We start from the raw sequence: 20,374 nt of genomic DNA on the forward strand, positions 1-20,374 counted from the left end.
GCGCGGCCTATGGCGGGGCGGCCTTCGCCTGTCAAGGTGCGAGACTTGACGCCGGGTCGATTTCCCCGCATCGCCGCCGCGTGAGCAAGCCGCCCTCCCCCGCCGACCTCGAACGCGAGCGCCGCCTCGCCGAGGCGCTCCGCGCCAATCTGCGCAAACGCAAGGCGCAGGCTCGCGAAGCCAGGCCCGATACGCCGCCTAAAGACTGACGGTCACCGTCACATCGTCGCCTTCAACCATCCCTTCGGCCTTGCGCACCGCAGCCTTGACTGGCAGCAACCAGCCGCCGCTTTCCTTGTGGGGAAACACCGATGTGCTCCAGATCGTGTCGCCGATCGTCGCGCGTACCTTGGCCGATCCGAAGCCCTTGCGGCCATCGAGCCATTGCCCGCTGATCGCCGCGAGCCTTATTCCATCGGCGACGTCGCCCGAAATAGTGACGAAAAACCACGCCGCCGGCGCGGTCGCCGACTGCCAGCGCCAAAGCCGCGTCGTGACGGTGAAATCCTCCAAGGCGGCTATTTCGCTTCGACCGGCCGGATCGGAATGGGAATGTTGCAGATATCTGCGCCGCCCGCCGGACGAATGAAAAAGGGATCGCGGCGGTTGGCGCGTGCGTCCGCATAGCGTCGAAAGCTTTCGCTGTCGGTCGACAGATATTCGAACCGCGGCCGTTCGGCGACAGGCAATTCCGTCGCCACGCGGATCGACATGATCGGCACCCGTTCAGCCCCGGTCTCGTAGAAACCCAGCGCCCCGGTCCCCCGGGGCAGGCTCGACAAATGCTCAATCCCGCGAACAACGCGTCCGACCAGGGCAATATTGCGGTCGAGATGGCGGGGTGCTTGCCCGATAACCACATAGAGTTCGGCACCCGACCCGGTATCGGGAGACATATTGCGGCCGACGCCGACCATGCCATAGCAGTGCAGCGGCCACCGTTGATCGGGCACCTTGCGATCGTCGAGACCGATCGGCCAACCCGATTCGAAGGTTACCCTCGGCGCATAGGCGTCGGTTGCCGGTTCGAAGCTGCTTCCATATATGTCGAGCCCTCGGTCTCTATCCATCCTTCCTGCCCGCCGCGCCGCTTCGTCCTTGGATAGGATGATGACCGGCTTTCCGCCGCTCGTCGTATCTTTGCTGGCGGGGTCGGAAACAACATATTCGCTCTCGGGCACCGTCACCAAATCTTGGGGCAACGGCTTCTTCTCGGTCGCGTCACCCCATTGCACGACATAATTGTCCTGCACCCGGTTGACGCTCGTCCCGTCCCACCAATGCGCGGCGGCGAGCTTGCGGATATTCCCGATCCAGCCTCGGCTGAAGGGTGCGGGCATGAGCTGGATGACGACGCGCCGCGGCTTGCCCTTCGCATCCGGAGCAAGATCCATCACGAGCAGATCGGAAGGTGCGATGGCGATCCAATCCGTCGCAGGCGCGGCGGCCGCAATTTCGCCCGGCGACGGGGTCGGCGCGGGTTCCTCGGCATAAGCGGGAAGGACGAGCGAAGCGGCGGCGGCCGCCAGAAGCAGGTGTCTCATGCGACGTGTCTGCCACGCCCAATCGGCTTGCGAAAGACCCGCCAAGCGATTAGGGCGCGCGTTCCAGTGCGAATTGGATAGCACCCGATTCACGCTCCGTGCTTCGCACGAAACGACCGGGTGCAGCGGAGCGGTGGCCGAGTGGTCGAAGGCGCTCGCCTGGAAAGTGAGTATACGTCAAAAGCGTATCGAGGGTTCGAATCCCTCCCGCTCCGCCATTCAATATCGAGTTTGTTATTTTTTCCGACATGGTTCCAAAGACTGTGTTGCTGAGGGCTCGGTTGGCGAGGATCAACAAGGAGGCTGCGCCGCCAATTTCCGGCGCCGGGGAGATACCTTTGAAACGCGGGAGCAAAGCCTGGCAGTAATGGGCGTTCAGGATGGACCCCATTTTTCCCGTGGGCATATTTTCAGTCACTTGATGTGAAAGTGCCGATGAGGTGGAGGAAACCCAGTCACTTTGACGCTAATCCCCCGAACTGACGCCGGCAGCCGGTCAGCCAGCCATCATTTCCACCGCCGCGCGGTCGTTGATCACGATTTCGCGGCGAGATGGCAGGTCGAGCAGACCGTCGGCGCGCATTTTGGTGAGCTGGCGGCTCGTCGTCTCGATCGTCAGGCCCAATATGTCGGCGATCTGCTGGCGGCCGAAGGGCAGTTCGAACCCGGCCTGCGTGTCGGCATGACACCCCTGCCCCGATAATCGTTCCGACATCTCAAGCAGGAAGGACGCCACCTTCTCCGACGCGGACTTGCGTCCAAGCAGCATCATCCAATGCCGTGCGCGGTCGAGTTCATCGAGCGTGCGGCGGAGCAATTTCTGCTGGAGGTCGGGGTGATTGCCCGCAAACTCGTCGAAATTGCTGCGATTGAAGATGCACACTTCCGCATCGGTCATCGCGGTGACGCTGTACGGGCTTTCCTTGCCGAACGGGCGTCCGATGAAGTCGGACGGAAAAACCACACCAACGATCTGCTCGCGCCCGTCGGCGGTCGACACGACGAGCTTCAGCACGCCCTCGAGGACATTCGCGACGACGGGCGCACCGTCGCCTTCCCAAAGCAGGGTCTGTCCGGCCCGTACCTTTTGCCGGCGTCCCATCTTGCCCAGTGCGGCAAGCTCCGCAGGGCTGAGGCTCGCACAAATCGCACGGTTTCGGACAACGCAGGTCGCACAATCGGTCACGGGCCCGCCTTACAGGACGCAAGCCGCTTTGCAAAGCGCAGCGGGTCGCGCCCTGGCGCTCGGGCGACGGGAATGGCGGCCCTGTCTCGACCGGACAGGGTCTCACGCCGCCGAACGGTACATCGCGCAGGCGAGGCCGACCGATCGCCCCATGACAGACCCTCGGGTCCGGCGGCGGCGATTTGATCGTTGCGGCGATGTTGTCATACAATTATCCTGCTCGCGCCGGGATGCATCTCCCGCGACCGGATTCGGAGCTCGAACGAAAGGAGCAGGACCGCAGCACTTTGCCATCTTTTCTATTTTCTAGAATATATGGACCAATTTTATATGTCTATTTCGCATTAATGAGACTGCCTAAACCATGGCCATCCCCGGACGGTTCGGGGCCCGCGCTTTCACACAAGGAGTTTCAGCCATGTCTATCAAAGCCGCCCCGACCCCCGCCAAAGCTTTGCTCGACCCGAGCAACCACGCGCTCATCCTGATCGACTATCAGTCGCAGATGGCCTTTGCCACCAAGTCGATCGCCCCCGAACTGCTCCGCAACAATGCCGCGCTGATCGCCAATGGCGCCGCGGGCTTCAAGGTTCCGACGATCCTGACCACCGTCGCCGAAAAGAGCTTCTCCGGCCCGATGTTCAACGAGGTCACCGATCCCTTCCCCGGCCAGAAGCTGCTCGACCGCACGTCGATGAACACCTGGGAAGATGCCGGTGTGATCGAGGAGGTCAACCGGATCGGCAAGGACCGGCTGGTTTTCGCCGGCCTGTGGACGTCGGTCTGCATCGTCGGCCCGACGCTGTCGGCGCTCGAACAGGGCTATGAGGTCTATGTGATTACCGACGCGAGCGGCGACATTTCGACCGAAGCGCACGAACGTGCGGTCGAGCGTATGATCCAGGCGGGTGCGCGTCCGATGACCGCCCTTCAATATCTCCTCGAACTGCAGCGCGACTGGGCGCGCGCCGAAACCTACGACCTCACCACCGGCATCGCCCGCAAATGGGGCGGCGCCTACGGCATCGGCATCACCTATGCCAAGACGATGTTTGGCGCCTCCGAAGGCGGTCACTGAACCCCTCCCGTGCGGCCGGACTCTCGGGTCCGGCCGTTTCTTTTGAAGCGAGCCTGAAAGGACAATGTCATGAGCTACGTCACCACCAAGGACGGCACCCAAATCTTCTACAAGGATTGGGGACCGAAGGACGCCCAGCCGATCGTATTCCACCACGGCTGGCCGCTGTCAGCGGACGACTGGGACACGCAGATGCTGTTCTTCCTGGCCAACGGGTATCGGGTCGTCGCGCACGACCGGCGCGGGCACGGCCGATCGGCTCAGGTCTCGGACGGCCATGACATGGCGCATTATGCCGCGGACGCCGCGGCGGTCGTCGATCATCTCGACCTGCGCGACGCCGTCCACATCGGTCACTCGACCGGCGGCGGGCAGGTTGCCGCCTATGTCGCGCGCCACGGCCTGCCCGCGGGCCGCGTCGCCAAGGCGGTTCTGGTCAGCGCGGTGCCGCCGATCATGCTCAAGACCGAACGCTATCCGGGCGGACTGCCGATCGAGGTGTTCGACGGGCTGCGCGCCGGGCTCGCCGCCAATCGCGCGCAATTCTTTCGCGACGTCGCGGCCGGCCCCTTCTACGGCTTCAACCGGCCCGGTGCGAAGGTCGACGACGGGGTGATCGACAATTGGTGGCGCCAGGGCATGATGGGCAGCGCGAAGGCCCATTATGAGGGCATCAAGGCCTTCTCCGAGACCGACCAGACCGACGATTTGAAGGCGATCACCGTGCCGACGCTCGTGCTGCACGGCGACGACGACCAGATCGTGCCCTACAAGAATGCAGGCGTGCTGCAGGCCGAAATCCTGCCCAATGCGACGCTGAAAATCTATGAGGGTTTTCCGCACGGGATGCTGACGACTCATGCCGACATCCTCAACGCCGACTTGCTCGCCTTCGTGAAGGCCTGACGCGAAGAGGGAGGACGGACATCGTGAAAATCTATCTCGTCTCGCTGGGAGCGGGATTGCTGGTTGGCGTCATTTACAGCCTGCTCGGTGTCCGTTCTCCCGCCCCGCCGATCGTTGCGCTGATCGGTCTCGGGGGTATTCTGCTCGGCGAGCAGTTCGTGCCCATAGCCAAGCGCCTCGCCGACCGCCCCGAACTCGCCCGCTTCGTCCGCGAAGATTGTGCCGAGCATGTTCTGGGACCGCTGCCCGACAACAAGGATTGCGGGTCATGAGCCCGCTGACCCGTCGCCAGACGCTCGCCGGCGCCGCCACCACCGCGCTTCTCACTGCAACGGAAAGTTTCGCCATGCGCCCGAAAGGCCTGATCATCGTCAACGCCAAGGTCACCACCCTCGACCGCGCAAACCCGGTCGCCGAGGCGGTCGCGATCCGCGAGGGCAAGTTCCTGAGTGTCGGCAGCGAGGCCGAAGCCCGCGCGGCAGCCGGTCCCGACGCCGATATCATCGACGCCAAGGGTCGCCGCCTGATCCCCGGACTGATCGACAGCCACATCCATGTCATTCGCGGCGGGCTCAACTATAATATGGAGCTGCGCTGGGACGGGGTGCCCAGCCTCGCCGATGCGATGGCGATGCTGAAACGCCAGGCCGCGAACACCCCCCCGCCGCAATGGGTCCGCGTCGTCGGCGGCTTTACCGAGCATCAGTTCGCCGAAAAGCGCCTGCCGACGCTGGACGAGATCAACGCCGCCGCGCCCGACACGCCGGTGTTCATCCTCCACCTCTACGACCGCGCGCTGCTCAACGCCGCGGCGCTGCGCGCCGTTGGCTATACGAAGGACACGCCGAACCCGCCGGGCGGCGAGATCGTTCGCGACGCCACGGGCAACCCGACCGGTCTTCTGCTCGCCCAGCCCAACGCGACGATCCTCTATTCGACCCTCGCCAAGGGGCCGAAGCTTCCGGAAAATTATCAGGTCAATTCGACGAAGCATTTCATGCGCGAATTGAATTCGCTCGGGGTCACCAGCGTCATCGACGCGGGCGGCGGCTACCAGAATTATCCCGACGATTATGCGATCATCGAGAAGCTCCACCAGGACGGCGAGATGACGCTGCGCATCGCCTACAACCTCTTCACGCAGAAGCCGAAAGAGGAACTCAAGGATTTCGCGACCTGGTCGACCAAGGTGAAACCCGGCGACGGCGACGACACCTATCGGCACAATGGCGCAGGCGAGATGCTCGTCTACTCGGCCGCCGATTTCGAGGATTTCCGGGTCGAACGCCCCGACATGCCGCCAAACATGGAGGCCGACCTCGAACCCGTCATCCGCCTCCTCGCCGAACGCCGTTGGCCGTGGCGCCTCCACGCTACCTACGACCAGAGCATTGGCCGCGCGCTCGACGTGTTCGAGAAGGTGAACCGGGACATTCCGCTCAAGGGGCTCAACTGGTTCTTCGACCATGCCGAGACGATCAGCGAGCGCAACATCGACCGCATCGCGGCATTGGGCGGCGGTATCGCGGTACAGCATCGAATGATGTTCCAGGGCGAATATTTCGTCGAACGCTATGGCGCCAAGGCGGCCGAGGCGACGCCGCCGATCAAACGGATGATGGAAGCCGGCCTACCCGTCGGCGCGGGCACCGACGCGACGCGCGTCGCGAGCTATAATCCGTGGGTCTCGTTGTCGTGGCTGGTCACCGGCAAGACGCTCGGCGGCGCGACGCTCTATCCCCTCCGCAACCGGCTCGACCGCGAGACGGCGCTGCGCCTCTGGACCGAGGCGAACACATGGTTCTCGAACGAGGTCGGCAAGAAGGGCCAGATCAAGGCCGGCCAGCTCGCCGACCTTGCGCTGCTGTCGGACGATTATTTCGGTGTCGCCGAAAGCGAGATTGTCCACCTCCGGTCGGTGCTGACCTTGCTCGGCGGCAAGGTGGTGCATGGTGAGGGCGACTATGGCCCGATCGCCCCCGCGCTGCCGAAACCAATGCCCGACTGGTCGCCCGTCGCGACCTTCGGCGGCTATTATCGTCGACCCGAAGCTAAGCAGAAAATGGCGGCGGCATGCGGCTGCGCCAGTGCCTGCGCGGTTCACGGCCACGACCATGCCGCGGCGCTCGGCGCCAATGTGCCAGCTGCCGATGTGCAGAGCTTCTGGGGCGCGTTCGGCTGCGGCTGCTGGGCGGTCTGACCCATGAATACTCCAGCCCCGATCGCCCGCCTGCTCGACGACAATCGCTTCGCGGTCCTCGCTGCAACGCTGCTGACGCTCCCCTATTGGACGAGCGGCATCGCCAAGCTCACCGACCTGCCCGGCGCGCTCGGCGAGGCCCGGCATTTCGGGCTCGAGCCCGCGATGCTGACCGTCGCCGCGACGATCCTCGTCCAGATCGGCGGTTCGCTGCTGATCATCCTCGGTCGCCAGGCCTGGCTCGGCGCGGGCGCGCTCGGGGTGTTCACCGCGATCGCGACGCTGATCGCGCATCCCTTCTGGCAGGTCGCCGATCCGATGACGCGCTTTCACGAGCGCAACACCTTCCTTGAGCATATCGGGCTGATCGGCGGACTGATGCTGGCCGCGATCCTGCGCGACCGAAAGGCATGACCGAGCCCGCCCAGCCCGACCAGCGCCCGCTGGCGAATCCCGTTTTCCGCGCGCTGTGGATCGCAACCGTCGTCTCGAACATCGGCACCTGGATGCACGACGTCGGCGCGGGCTGGCTGATGACCTCGTTGTCGCCAGATCCTCTGATGGTCGCGCTGGTGCAGGCCGCGACGACCTTTCCGATGTTCGTCCTCGCGCTCCCCGCCGGTGCGCTCGCCGACATCGTCGACCGGCGAAAGCTGCTGATCGGCGCCCAGCTCTTCGGCCTTGTCGCCGCGATGACGCTCGCGGCGATCACGCTCGCCGGCTTCACGACCGCGTGGATCCTGCTCGTTTTCACGGCAGCCATCGCGATGGGTGCCGCCTTTTCGGCGCCCGCCTTCCAGGCGATCGTCCCCGAACTCGTCCCGAGGCCGGCGCTGCAACAGGCAGTCGCGCTCAATTCGCTCGGGGTCAATATCGCGCGCGCGATCGGCCCCGCGCTCGGTGGGCTGATCATCGCTGCCTCGGGACCCGGCGCGGTGTTCGCAGCCAATGCGCTCTCGATCCTCGGCATATTGACGGTCCTCGCCCGCTGGCGGCGCGTCGCGCCCGATCGCCACCTCCCCGCCGAGCATATGGTCGGCGCAATGCGCGCCGGGCTCCGCTATGCGCTGCGTGCGCCGGAACTTCAGGTGGTGCTGATCCGGTCGGTCGGCTTCTTCCTCTTTGCAAGCGGGCTCTGGGCGCTGCTCCCGATCATCGCGCGGCGCGACCTCGAGCTGGGCCCGCTCGGCTATGGCGGCCTGCTCACCTTCATGGGGCTTGGCGCGATCACGGGCGCACTGGTGATGCCGAAGCTGCGCAGCAGGATGGGCGCGAATGCGATCACCCTCGCCGCTTCGATCCTGCTCGCAATCGCCATGGCCGGCCTTTCGCAAGCCGTCGCGTTCGCGACAGCGGCGGCGGCACTCTTCGTTGCGGGCCTCGCGTGGATCGCGATGATGGCGTCGCTGAACGGCGGCGCGCAGGCAAGCTCGCCCGGATGGGTCAAGGCGCGCGCGCTCGCGATCTATCTCCTCGTTTTCCAGGGATCTATGGCGGCGGGCGCGACCTTATGGGGCTCGGTCGCCTCGGCAATCGGCGTGCCGTCAACGCTGCTCGTCGCGGCCGGTCTGCTCATCGCCGCCAGCCTGATCCTCGCCTCGCGCTTCCCGCTCGACCGCGCGAGCACGCTCGACCTTGCCCCGTCGTCGCATTGGCCCGCGCCGCTCGTCGATGGCACGGTCGAACATGACAGCGGCCCGGTGCTCGTGACGATCGAATATCGCGTCGATCCGGCGAGGCTGCCCGACTTCTTCGCCGCGATTCAGGACATGCGCCGCATCCGTCGCCGCGACGGTGCGATCCACTGGGGCGTCTATGAGGATACGGCGGCACCCGGCATGGTCATCGAAACCTTTACCGTCGAAAGCTGGCTCGAGCATCTGCGCCAGCACGACCGCGTCACCAATGCCGACCGCGTGCAGCAGGAGGCGCTCGCCGCTTATCTGATCGGCGATGGCCCGCCCGTGGTGCGCCATTTCGTAACCCGTTGATGCGCCTTCTCCTGCTCCTCGCCGCGCTCGCGCCCGCGACCGCCTTTGCCCAATCGGTCGAGCAGACCAATTTGCGCTATGACGAGGATTGGTCGGTGTTGCGCGATGCGCCGCGCGAGGGCTGGCGGCAGGCCAAATATGTGCCGCTGGGCGATACGGGCGATGCCTATCTGACCCTCGGCGGCGAAGCGCGGGCGCGGTTCGAGGGCTTCGACAATAATCTGTGGGGCAGCCCGCCTGCCTCCGACGACGGGTATCTCTGGCTCCGCGTCATGCCGCACGCCGATTTGCACGCCGGTCCGGCACGCGTCTTCGTGCAGGGCATCGCGGGCCATGCGCGCGGCGTCGGCGCGGGCAAGGGCCCCGCCGACGAAACGGGGATCGACCTGCTGCAAGGGTTCGGCGACCTTCGGTTGACGCTCGGGACGGATAGCAGCCTCACGCTGCGCGGCGGGCGCGAACTGATGGCGCTGGGATCGGAGCGGCTTGTCGGCATCCGCTATGGCCCCAACATCCCACAGGCCTTCGACGGCGTCCGCGCAATCGCGGAGCATGGCGCTTTTCGCGTCGACGCCTTCCACCTGCGCCCCGTCGCGATTGGCGGTGGCGATTTCGACGACAAGACATCCAAGACGCGCCGCCTTGACGGCATCTATACGACGCTTGCGCCAGCCAGGGGCATCGGCGTCGACGCCTATTGGCTCGGCTATGCGGATGACGGCGCGCGCTTCACCAGCCGCAGCGGACGCGAAACGCGCGATACGTTCGGCCTGCGCTTCTTCGGCAAGCGCGGCGCCCTCGGCTGGAACTGGGAGGCGATGCTTCAACGCGGCCATTTCGACGGTGACCGCATCCGCGCCTGGTCGCTCGCGACCGAAACCGCATTGAGCTTCCCGCAGGCACCGCTGGCGCCGCGGCTTCGCCTGCGCGCCAATATCGCGAGCGGCGACCGCCATCCCGCCGACGGCAAGCTCGGCACCTTCAACGCACTCTTTCCCAAGGGCAAATATTTCGGCGAACTCTCGCCGATCGGGCCGCGCAACATCGTAAACCTCCATCCCAGCGTCGATTTCGATCTGGGCAAGGGCGTTACACTCGAGCTCGTCGCGGTACGGTTCTGGCGCGAAAGCCGCGGTGACGGCATTTATGACATTCCCGGCGGCCTCCTCCGACCCGCCGGGGGCAGCCGAGCGCGCCATATCGGCGATCAGGCCGAGATTTCGGTCGGCTGGCAGGCGAGCGAAACCCTGTCCTTTTCGGCCTCCCTCTCGGCCTTCCGCGCTGGCGCCTTCCTCCGCGACACCGGCCCTGCGCGCACGATCCGCATGGTCGGCGCCGAAGCGATGCTCAAGCTTTAAAGGTCGATCATCCCGGCTAGTTCGGCATCGTCGCGGCCAAGCTCGACGAACTGCTCGAGCAGCCACGACGCGGCGGGTCCCGGCGGCGTATCGCGCCGCCACACCCCCGCGAAGCGATAGGTGCCGCCCGGATGATCGGGCATCGCAAGCCGGATCAGCGTGCCCGCGACCAGATCGGCCTCGATCATCGGGAGCGGCATATTGCCCCAACCGACGCCCTCGCGCAGCAGCGCGTGCTTGGCGCCCAGATCGGCAAGCCGCCACGTCTTGGGACTCATCACCGAATAGTCGCGTCCTTCGGTAGAGCGCGACCGGTCGGTGAGCACGAGCTGCGTGTAATCGCGCCCCGCACCGGGCGGGATACGCTCCATCCGGCCGAGCGGATGGTCGGGCGCGGCGACCGGGACCATCGGGATCGAGCCCGCCGCGATGCATTCGACACCGTCGACCCCCGCCGCGAGCGGTCCCGAAATGCCGACGATCGCACGGCGGTCGAGGATCATTGCGGTGATCGCCCCCAGCGCCTCGACGTGCAGGCGAAGCTGGACGGTCGGAAACTCGACCGCGAAAGCGCGCAGCACCTTGCCGAGCCGCTCGGCGGGCAGCATCACGTCGACCGCCAGATCGACCTCGGCCTCCAGCCCGTCGAGCATCCCCTTCACCTTGGCGCGCAGCCCGTCGATCCCGAGCGAGATCGCGCGTGCCTCGGCGAGCAGAGCGCGCCCGGCGACGGTGAGCTGCGGCTTGCGCGTCCCCTCGCGCTCGAAGAGGATCAGGCCGAGCTGCGCCTCGAGGTTGGCGATGCCATAGCTGATCACCGAAACCGCACGATTGAGCCGCCGCCCCGCTGCGGCGAAACTGCCGGTGTCGACGATCGCGAGGAAGATGCGAAGCTGGTCGAGCGTCGGCGTGCCGGGGTTGCTCACTTTTCTATTTCCTCGAACGTTTCGATGAAATTTATCCCACTCAAACCGCAGGATCGCAATCCCTAAATCGCCTGCAACGGCGGCCTTTCCGGCCTGCACCTCGGAGACACATCATGATCGAACTTCGGCCTTTCGACAGCCTCGGTGCCGCCAACCACGGCTGGCTCGACGCGCATCATCATTTTTCCTTCGCCGGCTATCACGATCCCGCGCGGACGAGCTGGGGCAATCTGCGCGTCTGGAACGACGACACCATCGCGCCGCAGACCGGCTTCCCGCCGCATCCGCACCGCGATATGGAAATCATCACCTATGTCCGCGAGGGCGCGATCACGCACCAGGACAGCCTTGGCAACAAGGGCCGCACCGAAGCGGGCGACGTCCAGGTAATGAGCGCCGGCACCGGCATTCGCCATTCGGAATATAATCTCGAGGACGTGACCACGAAGATTTTCCAGATCTGGATTATCCCGACCCGCGACGGCGAACCGCCGCAATGGGGTGCCAAGCCCTTTCCCAAGGGCGAACGCTCGGGCAAGTTCGTGACGCTCGCCTCGGGCTATGAAAACGACAATGACGCGCTGCCGATCCGCACCGACGCGCGCGTCGTGGGCGCGACGCTCCGCGCGGGCGAGACGGCGGAATATCCGCTAGGCAAGGACCGCAAGGCCTATCTCGTCCCCGCCAAGGGCGCGGTGCAGATCGACGACCTCCGCGTCAACGCCCGCGATGGCGCCGCGATCAGCGGCATCGACGTGCTGCGCGTCACCGCGATCGAGGACAGCGAAATCGTCCTCGTCGACGCGGCCTGATCCCCGGGGCGGCGCGGCACCTCGTCGCCGCGCCGCCTATTGACGGAGCCGGCTGATCCAGTCCGCCGGCACCGCGCCTCGCGGACCGGGTACCGGCTGCGCGGCCGGGTGACTCGTCGGCGGGGCAAGCTGCGGCCCGGCGAGCGGCACGCCCTGCCGGTAATCCCAGAACCAGTCCTCGCCCGGTTCGAACGACTGGATAAAGGGGTGACCCGTCGCTTCGAAGTGCGCGGACGCGTGCTGCGCAGGCGAGGAATCGCAGCAGCCGATATGGCCGCAGGTGGCGCAGCGGCGCAGGTGGAACCACCAGCCGCCATGCTCCAGACATTCGGCGCAGCCGGTTCCCGACGGCGGAACCGATGGATCGATGTCGCTGCTCACGCCGCATTCTCCATCAGAAATCGAAGCCTTGCTGCGCCGGTTCGGGCTGCGCCACACCCTCCAGCGCGAGCATTCGGGCCTTCGAGATCGCACCGCCCGGGGCCGAAAAGCCCCCGATCTTTCCGCCCGCCGCCATGACCCGATGACAGGGAACGATCAGCGGTACCGGATTGCGCGCCATCGCCTGGCCGACGCTCCGCGCATATTCGGGACCGACTCCCAGCATCCGCGCAACCGCGCCATAGGTTGTCGTCTCACCCCAGCCGAGCTGGCGCACGACGTCATAAACCCTTGTAAAGAAAAGCTCCTGCGGGCCGAGATCGACGGGAACGTCGGAAAAATCGACGCGCTGACCCGCGAAATAGCGACGGATGCCGTCCATAACCACGTATACCTCCGGCGATGGGTCGGCACGCACGGCGTCAGGCAGGTGCCGCGCAATCGCTCGTTCGCTGTCTTGCGCGTCCGGCGCGGGCAGGCGCAGGCTGTTGATGCCGGAGGCGTTCCACCCGATCGCAGCGACACCGGCCGCAGTCTCGAAAAGCTGATAGTGGCTCTGCCTCGACATGTGCGGCTCCCATTCAGGGAGCCTGAATATAGGGAGCGCGGGTTTCGCGCCACAGTTTCCGGCCGCTTTCGTCACCCTTTTGATGGGCGGGGGTTCAGCGCGCCAGCGTCAGTCTGTCACCGTCGATGTGGATGCTGTCGAACTGCGCGAGGGCATTTTGCCCCAGCAGCGATACGCCGACATCGCGCCGCGGGACGGCCGCCTTCAGATTGCGGATCGGGTGGCCGTCGAATTCGATCTCGCGGATGACGATCCAGTCGACCGCCACGGGCCCCGCCGCAGTCAGCACCGCCTGCGTATCGCCCGTGACGACATAGCCGCCGAGCTTGCGGGCATCGGCGTGGCTCAGGACGACATGGCTTGCGCCGGTATCGACAAGAAACCGGATTGACCCCGCCGCCAGCTTTCCATCGATATAGAATAGGCCGTTGTCCGACCGCATTGCGCCCGACCGCGTTCCGCCTTCGGCCGGAGCGCCCGCCGCGCCTCCAGCCGAAAATGCGGTCGCAGGTCCCTGTCCCGGTTCGGACACGACCAGCGGCGACGTAACCATCGACGTCAATGCTCCGGCAAGAAAGATGGCAGAGGCCCGCATTCGGCCGCTTTAGGCGCGGCAATTTGACCTTCGGTTTCCCCATGTGGCTAACGGTGCGTTAACCGGAATTTGCCTCCGGTGCGACCGACCCGGTCAGCCGACCGCTTCTTTGGCCTCTTTGGCTTCCTCTTCGAGGTGTTTCACGCGCCGCGACTGCAGTACGCCGAACAGCAGGAGGAATACCGACAGGATCGTCCACTGGATCACCTGCAGCCAATATCGCACCTTGAGCGAATATTCGTCGCGATAGAGGGTGTAATAGGGATTGCCGATACCCACGCCGAGTGCGTTGAACAGGACGCGGATCGGGCCGGGCAATCCACCTTCGACCAGGATTCCCGACCAGGACGGGCGTTGGGTCGTCTCGGCAAGCCGCTTCCTGCTCTTTGCTTCAAGCTGCACGAAGAAGGTCGCGGCGCCTTTTCCGGCGGGCCGGTACGGCGAAAAGGCCATCCGGTCGTCGGCGATATACCAATCCTGTCCGAAGAAGACGATGGTGCCGAGTTCACCGCCGACCAACCTCGCCGGACCTTCGATGATCGCCACCGAACCCGCGTCGCTCGCGGCAATCGTCTGCCGCCGGCCGTCGGTGCCCGGCAGGGCGAACAGGATATAGGCGATAAAGCCGAGAATGACGCCGAGGGCTACAACCGCAAAGCTGTAGAATATCACGCGGAGCGTCTTGGCCCGCTTGATCTGGACCTCGAGCGGCGGCTCCACCTCCGGCTCCGGGTCGCGTTTGCGGAGAATGCGCAGGATGAGCCACGCCGGGAAGACGGCCAGAAGGAACAGGAACAAGAAGGTAAGCAACGGCGCATAAGCGCCGAAATGACCGATCTGCCATTCGGCAAGCCGCGCAAAGCAGCCGCGATATGTGGCTCCTTCCCACAGGAAATAGAGACCGCACAGCGCGATCCATACGCGAATAGCCAGTTTGCGAAGGGGCGTGGAGCGCGTCGACATGAACGGAGCGCGAAGCCTCAGGCGTTTGCGGCTGGCTGGAAACCAGCGCGGCGACGAAGGCGCATCGTCATTCCGACCCCGAACAGGCCGAGGATGAGCGATAGCCAGGTCGCCGGTTCGGGAACCGCCGGCGGCTGGTTCGGATCGCCGCCGCTGCTGGTCGTACCACCACTACTGCTGGTCGTCCCGCCGCTGCTGGTCGTCGTCCCGCCGCTGCTCGTTCCCCCGCCGCTGCTGCCCCCCGACGAACTGCTCGTCGTACCCGGGGGCGGTGTGCTCGCCGAAAACACATTGTTCGCGATGGGACCGAGCGCCGGCGCCGCCAGTGCAAGCACCGGAGGCCCGGCAGCGGGGGCAGCGGCAAACGCCTCGGTGGCAGCCGTACCGGTCGGGTCCGGGACCGCCGCCGCGCCGTCGGACGGCGCCGCGATGACCGGACCGTCGCGGCGCGCAATGGTGGCGAAGTCGCGATCGCGCAGGGCACGGCGCACCCTGTTGCGCGGCAGGCGCGTGGCCTTCGCGATCGGCACCGCCGCATCGGGTTCATCGGCGTAGCTGCCGTCATCCACCTCTTCCGAGGGTGGAATGGCCATCGCCGCCATCGCGCTGGCACCCTGCCCCGGAATTCCAAGGATCGCACGGTCTTCAAGACGCGTAAAACCGATCAGCAGGACACCCAGGATCAGCGCGATGCGCGTCGTCCTGTACCGTGACGGCTTGCTACCCTCACTTGCTTCCATGCTTCGGCAACCCCCACAATACGATTCGTGTCACCTATTGGTAGCATAGCGGATGCTTTTCAACAAATTAGCTGTCTCGACATGGCACAGTTCCACTGCGCCGCGCCGGGACGGCACCCGCGAATGCTACGATCCTGGAGTGGCCGCCTTTGCCGGCGCCTTGGCAGGCGCCTTGGCCGCGGGCGGCTCGAGCCCCGCCTGATAGGTGATGTTCGCCTTGGCCCGCGCCTCGTCGACGCGCTTCTTGAGGACCGCCCCCAGATTCTCGGCGCGCATGACCTGCGCCGCCATCGGCCCCGCATCCTGCTCGCTGACCGGAACGGGTTGCTGGCCGACGATGACGCTCACGATGACCTTGCCCTGTGTCGGGATAATGAAAGGCTCCCCGTCCGGAAGCGCCAGGATCTGCTTCATCACTGCCGCCGGAACGACGCCCGAATCGATGCTGTTCTTGCCCTTTTGGTAGGTGATCGCCTTTTGCTTCAGCGTCGCCTCGACGTCCGCGAGCGACCGCGCTGCCTGCAGGTCCTTCAGGATCTTCTGGTCGCTCGGCATATCGAAGCTGATCTGGTCGACCATATAGGCGGTGCGCTGGCCGAACCGGCCGGGATTGTCGGCGATGAATTTCTTTACCGCGGCCGCTTCCGGCACCCGGACGGTGTCGGCGGTCTTCTTGCCGTACATGCTGACGAGCAGCTCTTCCTTCAGGCGGCGTTCGCGAATGATGTACAGGGGATCGCGGTCGAGCCCGTCTTCCTTGGCGACCTGCGCCATCAGCCGGCGGTTGATGATCTGCTGCAGCATCTGCCGCTGCACCGCCTTCTTGTCGCCCGCCGGGGGGTTCGGAAGTTCCGCGATTTCGGCGTTGAGCTCCTGCTGCGTGATCTCCTCGCCATTGACGACGGCGACCACCTGCCCCGTCGGTTCCTTGTCGCATCCGTGGAGGACGATGGCGGCGGCGCAAATATAGGCGAGCCTTGCAGTTATAGCGGTTTTCACTTACGCCCCCAAAAGTTTCGAGCAGTGCAACAGGCAAGATGCCTAAGCTGCTGGCTGCATAGCGATTTAAGCGACCGCAATACAATGGGGAAACCGAATTGGAAACTGTCTACGATTGGATCACGGTTGCCATATTCGTCGGCCTGGCGGTACTCTTTCTCCAGCGCTCCTCCGAAGAGGAGCCGCGCGACAAAATCTATCATTACGCCCCGCCGGCCATCGGATGCGCGATCGCCAACTATCTGGGCAATGAGGGATATATGGTCGGGTCGGTCGTGCTGATCGTCGGCATCCTCGCCTATATCCACTACATCCTCAAACCCTTCGCGCCGTTCGACAGCAACGCGAACTAACCGCCGGCGGGTTTCCCGGCCGCGAAGCGCCAGACCCGCTGCAGCAGCTTGTCGAGCACATAGATCGTCACGAGCGAGATCGCGAAGGTCGTGAGCCCCGCGAAATTGTGCAGGAACCCCTGCGCCGCGGCTTCCCCCCAATAATAGGTGATGAGGATGAGCAGCAACACGCGCATCAGGTTCGAAAAGACCGCGACCGGGATCGCCGCCGCGACCAGCACCGCCATGTAGCGCCAGTTCGCCCGGTGGCTCATATAGACGTAGAAGAGCGTCAGGGCCGACAGCGTGATGAGCGAATTCAGCCCCGCACAGGCGGCCGCGACCAGCAGCTGATATTGCCCAATCTGGATCGTGACGCCCGCACTGGCGATCGGATAGCCGAGGGAATACAGCAGCGAGACCGCGCTCTCGCTGATCCATATCTTCAGCGGATTGGTCAGCGCGGCAACGAGGCTGTCGGGAAGCGGCACCGCGAACACCAGGTACAGCAGCGGAAACCACAGCCGCTGCAACGCCGCGGCGCCGACAAATGCATAGAGCAAGGCCACGACGAGCGCATAGAGCGCATAGACCTCCAGCTCGATGACCGCCGCGATCCGGAACAGCACGAGCGAGAGCGCGGTCACGAATATGGCGCCGAATGCCTTCCACGCGGCGGGTTTGTGCTGCACCGGACGCGTTTCCGGCAGCATCCTGACAAACAGCCATATCCCCGATGCCAGAACCAGCGGGCCGTGCGAGCCCTGCTCGGTCGACCAGCTTTGCGTGGCGATGAACCGCCATGTCGGAAACGACACCAGGGCCAGTCCCAGAAGGGCCGGCCAGTAACGCCCCGCCCATGCGAGCGCGGATTGTTTTACCACAGGGTTACCCGAAGCGTGCAATGTCGACTTTCGCCTTTGCATCGGGCAAGCAGGCCTTCCGCCACGATGGCGGTCACCGATCTCTCCCTGATGCACGCGACTAGCAAAACATCCGATCCTTTCGCAAGCCGGATGATGATGGGCATGCGGCGCGGGACGCCGATTCAGCGCGAACCGTGCTGAAGCGGTTCAGAATGGGGCGAAAGCTGTGCGATTTGCCTTCCCGTAAAGGGAGCTTTTTGCTCGACAAGATGCGCGCGAATGCTACCGCGTCGCGGGTGACGACATTTCACGCAGTCAAACCGGATTGGGCCAGCCGATTGTGGACCTAAAGCACCAGCTGACTTCGCTGAAGTCGATCTTCCTTGGTCAAGGCGACACCACCTCACTCCGCGGCCGGGCGATGAATTCGGGCGCGTGGATCGGTGCGGGGTTCATGGTGCAGAAGATTCTGCAGTTCGGGTCAAATCTGATCCTGACACGCCTGCTGTTTCCCGAAGCGTTCGGCCTGATGGCGCTGGCGTCGGTCTTCATGGTCGGGCTCGCGATGTTCTCGGACGTGGGAATTTATCCGGCGGTTATCAGGGATCCGCGGGGCGACGACCCGGATTTTCTGAACACGGCATGGACGGTTCAGGCTGTTCGAGGCCTTGGCTTGTGCGCTGTGGGAGCAGCGATCGCTTACCCCATATCGCTGATTTACGAGCAGCCCATTCTATTTCCGCTGCTTGCCCTGCTCAGCACCACTGCAGCCATATCGGGATTCCAGTCCATTTCCCTTGCCACGGCCGAAAGACGGCTGGATTTTCGCAGGGTCACGGTCATTCAGGTCATATCCCAGATTATTTCCATCACCCTGCTGATTACTTTATCATATTTATACAGATCGGTCTGGTCGCTGGCTTTCTCGGGCGTCATCAGCACGCTTGCCTCAGTTGTCCTGGGCCATCTGCTGCTTCCGAAGCACCGACATCGGTTCATGCTGCACCCCGCATCGGCAAAATCGCTTTTTCATTTCGGGCGGTGGATATTGCTGTCGACCCTCGCCACCTATTTGGGCGGGGAAGGACTCAAGGCCATTCAGGGAGGCCTGATTTCTCCTGCGGAATTTGGCGTCCTTTCTATAGCCTATACGATCGCGGCCATTCCGAACGAACTTGCGACGAAACTCGCCGCATCGATCGGACTGCCCGCCATTGCCGAAACCTATCGCGCCGCGCCCGATCGCACGTCCGCGGTGCTGCACGCACTGCGGATCCGGACACTTGCCGTTTCGCTGACACTTTTTGCTGGCGCAATCGTGGTCGCGCATCCCGCGATCCGCCTGCTTTATGATCCAAGATACCATGCAGCGGCAGACTATCTCGTGGCGCTGTGCGCAGGCAACGCGATTGCAGCGGTCGCCTCCGGCTACAATAGTGCAATTCTGGCGATCGGAAGGGCGTCAAGCTACTTCCTGTTGATCGCCTCGCTGGCGATAATTCGCATCGTGGCGGTCCTACTGGGCTTCCATATCGACGGAATCATGGGAATGCTATACGGGATGGCTTGCGCAAATCTTGTATATATCGCGATCACATGGATCGTCGCATTTCGATTCAAGATTATCGATTTGAAAATGGATATCATATTGATAATATTGGTTTTGTCATTTTTGCTCGTATTCAATTCGGCATATCATTTTATGGTTCATATCTTGTAGAGGAATTTGGACGTTTTACCTCAAAGAATACGCTGCATTGAAGGCAAATCTGTGCCAATAAAAATACCCCCTTATCTGGAACAGCTTGCCGGAATCGCGCATTAGTCCAATATGGTGGACAAACGATGGCGCCAGTCATGCCGGGTGCGGACATGTTCCACATTGCGTTCGCGGATGGTCGCTAGCTTCTGCGGTTCGGCGCACAAGGCGTGGAGCATGGCCAACGCCTCTTCTGGGGCCTCCGGTAGTTCGATGGTCGCCTCCGGCCAGTCGAGCAATTCGTCGGCTTCCTCGGTGGAGGGGCGGGAGCCAGCGACTATGCAGCCTGCCGCGAGCGATTCGAACCAGCGCTGGCCGACGATGGACATCGGCACCCGCATCGGACTGGTGATATGCGGGTCATAAGCGAGCGCGATCAGGGACGATTGCGCCAACTTCCAGAAATGCATGCGGTGTAGCCGCATATCATCGATGGCACCGATAGACAGATGATCGGTGTGGTGGAAGATGTAAGGGCTTTCCGGGGTATTCATCGCTTCGGCGACAGTACGGGTGATACCTGGCAGCTGCCGTCCGTAAGCGAGCACGGCAATCGGACGATCACTGTTAAGACCATTCACCAGCGTCGTATCTGTCGCCAGCGGCACGTGTCGCGCAATGGCGCGATGCTCCGGTCGGAGGCCCTCATAAACAGGGCGGAATGGCAGGCACAGCCGGTCGACGCTATCCTCCAGGCTGAACGCCGGGCGCAGGCGGCTTGCGATGGCTCGCGCCGGACCGGGCAGCCGTTCGATGAACTGCTGACCGCGCGAATAGAGTATGTGCGGCGTATCCCAGCAATCGAACAGGTAAACCACGACGCGATTGCCCGCTTCACGGAGAGCGCGCAATTGAGTCTCCAGAGGCGGCAATTGATAGAAAGCCGCAGGACACAGACGATCGTCGCGTTCCTTGCTTGGGCGGGGCTTTCCGGCAGGAGACACAGCTCGGCGTCATGCTCCCGCAGCAATATATTCTCCAACTCCGCCATGCAGCACATGGCCGGAGACCGATCGAGATTCCGCATCGACAGAACGTAAATCTTCCCGCCGGTACCGGATGTATAAACAGGAGCTCTACTCACTGCCTTCACCATATCAGGATCGGCGTTTATAGGGTGCGGCAGGCCGCGCCGCGCCTGACGTCGCGAAAAGTGGAACAGATGACACT

Annotated in this window: 23 protein-coding genes and 1 tRNA gene; 12 read left to right on the forward strand and 12 right to left on the reverse strand. The window is 64.0% G+C overall.

Going from position 1 to position 20,374, the window contains the following annotated elements:
• Positions 1–80 precede the first annotated feature (80 nt).
• Complete coding sequence (locus tag QOL79_RS10860) at positions 81–209, forward strand: hypothetical protein (RefSeq protein ID WP_269433198.1); 129 nt, start codon at positions 81–83, stop codon at positions 207–209.
• Here QOL79_RS10860 and QOL79_RS10865 read toward each other — a convergent pair.
• Together QOL79_RS10865 and QOL79_RS10870 are read right to left on the reverse strand one after the other, a co-directional pair.
• Positions 199–513: a DUF1905 domain-containing protein gene (locus QOL79_RS10865; RefSeq protein ID WP_204994245.1), complete on the reverse strand. Its 315-nt coding sequence runs from the start codon at positions 511–513 to the stop codon at positions 199–201. The genes QOL79_RS10860 and QOL79_RS10865 overlap by 11 nt on opposite strands.
• Positions 514–518: 5 nt before the next feature.
• Positions 519–1,544 (reverse strand): peptidylprolyl isomerase, encoded by a 1,026-nt coding sequence (locus QOL79_RS10870; RefSeq protein WP_282947592.1) that lies wholly within the window; start codon positions 1,542–1,544, stop codon positions 519–521.
• A 127-nt stretch (positions 1,545–1,671) separates the two neighbouring features.
• Here QOL79_RS10870 and QOL79_RS10875 point away from each other — a divergent pair.
• Positions 1,672–1,762: transfer RNA gene (locus QOL79_RS10875), tRNA-Ser, on the forward strand.
• A 278-nt stretch (positions 1,763–2,040) separates the two neighbouring features.
• Here QOL79_RS10875 and QOL79_RS10880 read toward each other — a convergent pair.
• Positions 2,041–2,730: a Crp/Fnr family transcriptional regulator gene (locus QOL79_RS10880; protein ID WP_283419590.1), complete on the reverse strand. Its 690-nt coding sequence runs from the start codon at positions 2,728–2,730 to the stop codon at positions 2,041–2,043.
• Positions 2,731–3,148: 418 nt separating this feature from the next.
• Here QOL79_RS10880 and QOL79_RS10885 point away from each other — a divergent pair, with 418 nt between their 5' ends.
• From QOL79_RS10885 to QOL79_RS10915, 7 genes are all read left to right on the forward strand, one after another.
• A complete protein-coding gene (locus QOL79_RS10885; protein ID WP_283419591.1) occupies positions 3,149–3,808 on the forward strand; it encodes a hydrolase in 660 nt (219 codons plus the stop codon).
• A 69-nt stretch (positions 3,809–3,877) separates the two neighbouring features.
• Positions 3,878–4,714: an alpha/beta fold hydrolase gene (locus tag QOL79_RS10890; RefSeq protein ID WP_283419592.1), complete on the forward strand. Its 837-nt coding sequence runs from the start codon at positions 3,878–3,880 to the stop codon at positions 4,712–4,714.
• Positions 4,715–4,737: 23 nt separating this feature from the next.
• Positions 4,738–4,986: a DUF1427 family protein gene (locus QOL79_RS10895; RefSeq protein ID WP_283419593.1), complete on the forward strand. Its 249-nt coding sequence runs from the start codon at positions 4,738–4,740 to the stop codon at positions 4,984–4,986.
• A complete protein-coding gene (locus QOL79_RS10900) occupies positions 4,983–6,914 on the forward strand; it encodes an amidohydrolase (protein ID WP_283419594.1) in 1,932 nt (643 codons plus the stop codon). Before QOL79_RS10895 ends, QOL79_RS10900 begins: the two co-directional genes overlap by 4 nt.
• 3 nt (positions 6,915–6,917) lie before the next feature.
• Entirely contained in the window at positions 6,918–7,328 is a 411-nt protein-coding gene (locus tag QOL79_RS10905) for a DoxX family protein (RefSeq protein WP_283419595.1), read from the forward strand.
• Complete coding sequence (locus QOL79_RS10910) at positions 7,325–8,905, forward strand: MFS transporter (RefSeq protein ID WP_283419596.1); 1,581 nt, start codon at positions 7,325–7,327, stop codon at positions 8,903–8,905. Before QOL79_RS10905 ends, QOL79_RS10910 begins: the two co-directional genes overlap by 4 nt.
• Positions 8,905–10,263 carry an alginate export family protein gene (locus tag QOL79_RS10915; protein WP_283419686.1) on the forward strand — a complete coding sequence of 453 codons (1,359 nt, stop codon included), beginning with the start codon at positions 8,905–8,907 and terminating at the stop codon, positions 10,261–10,263. Before QOL79_RS10910 ends, QOL79_RS10915 begins: the two co-directional genes overlap by 1 nt.
• On the opposite strand, the gene QOL79_RS10920 is transcribed toward QOL79_RS10915, so the two are convergent.
• Positions 10,260–11,189, reverse strand: coding sequence for a LysR family transcriptional regulator (locus QOL79_RS10920; protein ID WP_204994103.1), 930 nt, complete (start codon positions 11,187–11,189; stop codon positions 10,260–10,262). The genes QOL79_RS10915 and QOL79_RS10920 overlap by 4 nt on opposite strands.
• A gap of 113 nt (positions 11,190–11,302) precedes the next feature.
• On the opposite strand from QOL79_RS10920, the gene QOL79_RS10925 reads away from it, so the two are divergent.
• Positions 11,303–12,001, forward strand: coding sequence for a pirin family protein (locus QOL79_RS10925; protein ID WP_283419597.1), 699 nt, complete (start codon positions 11,303–11,305; stop codon positions 11,999–12,001).
• A 36-nt stretch (positions 12,002–12,037) separates the two neighbouring features.
• Here QOL79_RS10925 and QOL79_RS10930 read toward each other — a convergent pair whose 3' ends face one another.
• The 6 genes from QOL79_RS10930 to QOL79_RS10955 all read right to left on the reverse strand — a co-directional run bounded on the left by QOL79_RS10930 (position 12,038) and on the right by QOL79_RS10955 (position 16,247).
• Positions 12,038–12,382: a UBP-type zinc finger domain-containing protein gene (locus QOL79_RS10930; protein WP_283419598.1), complete on the reverse strand. Its 345-nt coding sequence runs from the start codon at positions 12,380–12,382 to the stop codon at positions 12,038–12,040.
• Positions 12,383–12,395: 13 nt separating this feature from the next.
• Positions 12,396–12,950 (reverse strand): methylated-DNA--[protein]-cysteine S-methyltransferase, encoded by a 555-nt coding sequence (locus QOL79_RS10935; RefSeq protein WP_283419599.1) that lies wholly within the window; start codon positions 12,948–12,950, stop codon positions 12,396–12,398.
• Between the two features lie 94 nt (positions 12,951–13,044).
• On the reverse strand, positions 13,045–13,545 hold the full coding sequence (locus tag QOL79_RS10940; RefSeq protein WP_283419600.1) for a retropepsin-like aspartic protease family protein: 501 nt from the start codon (positions 13,543–13,545) through the stop codon (positions 13,045–13,047).
• A gap of 93 nt (positions 13,546–13,638) precedes the next feature.
• Positions 13,639–14,508 carry a hypothetical protein gene (locus QOL79_RS10945; RefSeq protein ID WP_283419601.1) on the reverse strand — a complete coding sequence of 290 codons (870 nt, stop codon included), beginning with the start codon at positions 14,506–14,508 and terminating at the stop codon, positions 13,639–13,641.
• Between the two features lie 17 nt (positions 14,509–14,525).
• Positions 14,526–15,248, reverse strand: a complete 723-nt coding sequence (locus QOL79_RS10950) for a PEP-CTERM sorting domain-containing protein (RefSeq protein ID WP_204994106.1) — start codon at positions 15,246–15,248, stop codon at positions 14,526–14,528.
• Positions 15,249–15,374: 126 nt separating this feature from the next.
• Positions 15,375–16,247 carry an EpsD family peptidyl-prolyl cis-trans isomerase gene (locus QOL79_RS10955; RefSeq protein ID WP_204994107.1) on the reverse strand — a complete coding sequence of 291 codons (873 nt, stop codon included), beginning with the start codon at positions 16,245–16,247 and terminating at the stop codon, positions 15,375–15,377.
• 98 nt (positions 16,248–16,345) lie between these two features.
• Here QOL79_RS10955 and QOL79_RS10960 point away from each other — a divergent pair, with 98 nt between their 5' ends.
• Positions 16,346–16,600 carry an XrtV sorting system accessory protein gene (locus QOL79_RS10960; RefSeq protein ID WP_283419602.1) on the forward strand — a complete coding sequence of 85 codons (255 nt, stop codon included), beginning with the start codon at positions 16,346–16,348 and terminating at the stop codon, positions 16,598–16,600.
• Here QOL79_RS10960 and xrtV read toward each other — a convergent pair.
• Positions 16,597–17,505, reverse strand: coding sequence for an exosortase V (xrtV, locus tag QOL79_RS10965; RefSeq protein WP_283419603.1), 909 nt, complete (start codon positions 17,503–17,505; stop codon positions 16,597–16,599). The two genes, QOL79_RS10960 and xrtV, sit on opposite strands and share 4 nt — an antisense overlap.
• Before the next feature lie 265 nt (positions 17,506–17,770).
• Here xrtV and QOL79_RS10970 point away from each other — a divergent pair, with 265 nt between their 5' ends.
• A complete protein-coding gene (locus QOL79_RS10970) occupies positions 17,771–19,165 on the forward strand; it encodes an oligosaccharide flippase family protein (protein ID WP_283419604.1) in 1,395 nt (464 codons plus the stop codon).
• A 101-nt stretch (positions 19,166–19,266) separates the two neighbouring features.
• Here QOL79_RS10970 and QOL79_RS10975 read toward each other — a convergent pair whose 3' ends face one another.
• Entirely contained in the window at positions 19,267–20,022 is a 756-nt protein-coding gene (locus QOL79_RS10975) for a glycosyltransferase (RefSeq protein WP_283419605.1), read from the reverse strand.
• Positions 20,023–20,374 lie beyond the last annotated feature (352 nt).

It is taken from the genome of Sphingopyxis sp. Geo48 (assembly GCF_949769155.1).
In the GTDB taxonomy this organism is placed as follows: domain Bacteria; phylum Pseudomonadota; class Alphaproteobacteria; order Sphingomonadales; family Sphingomonadaceae; genus Sphingopyxis.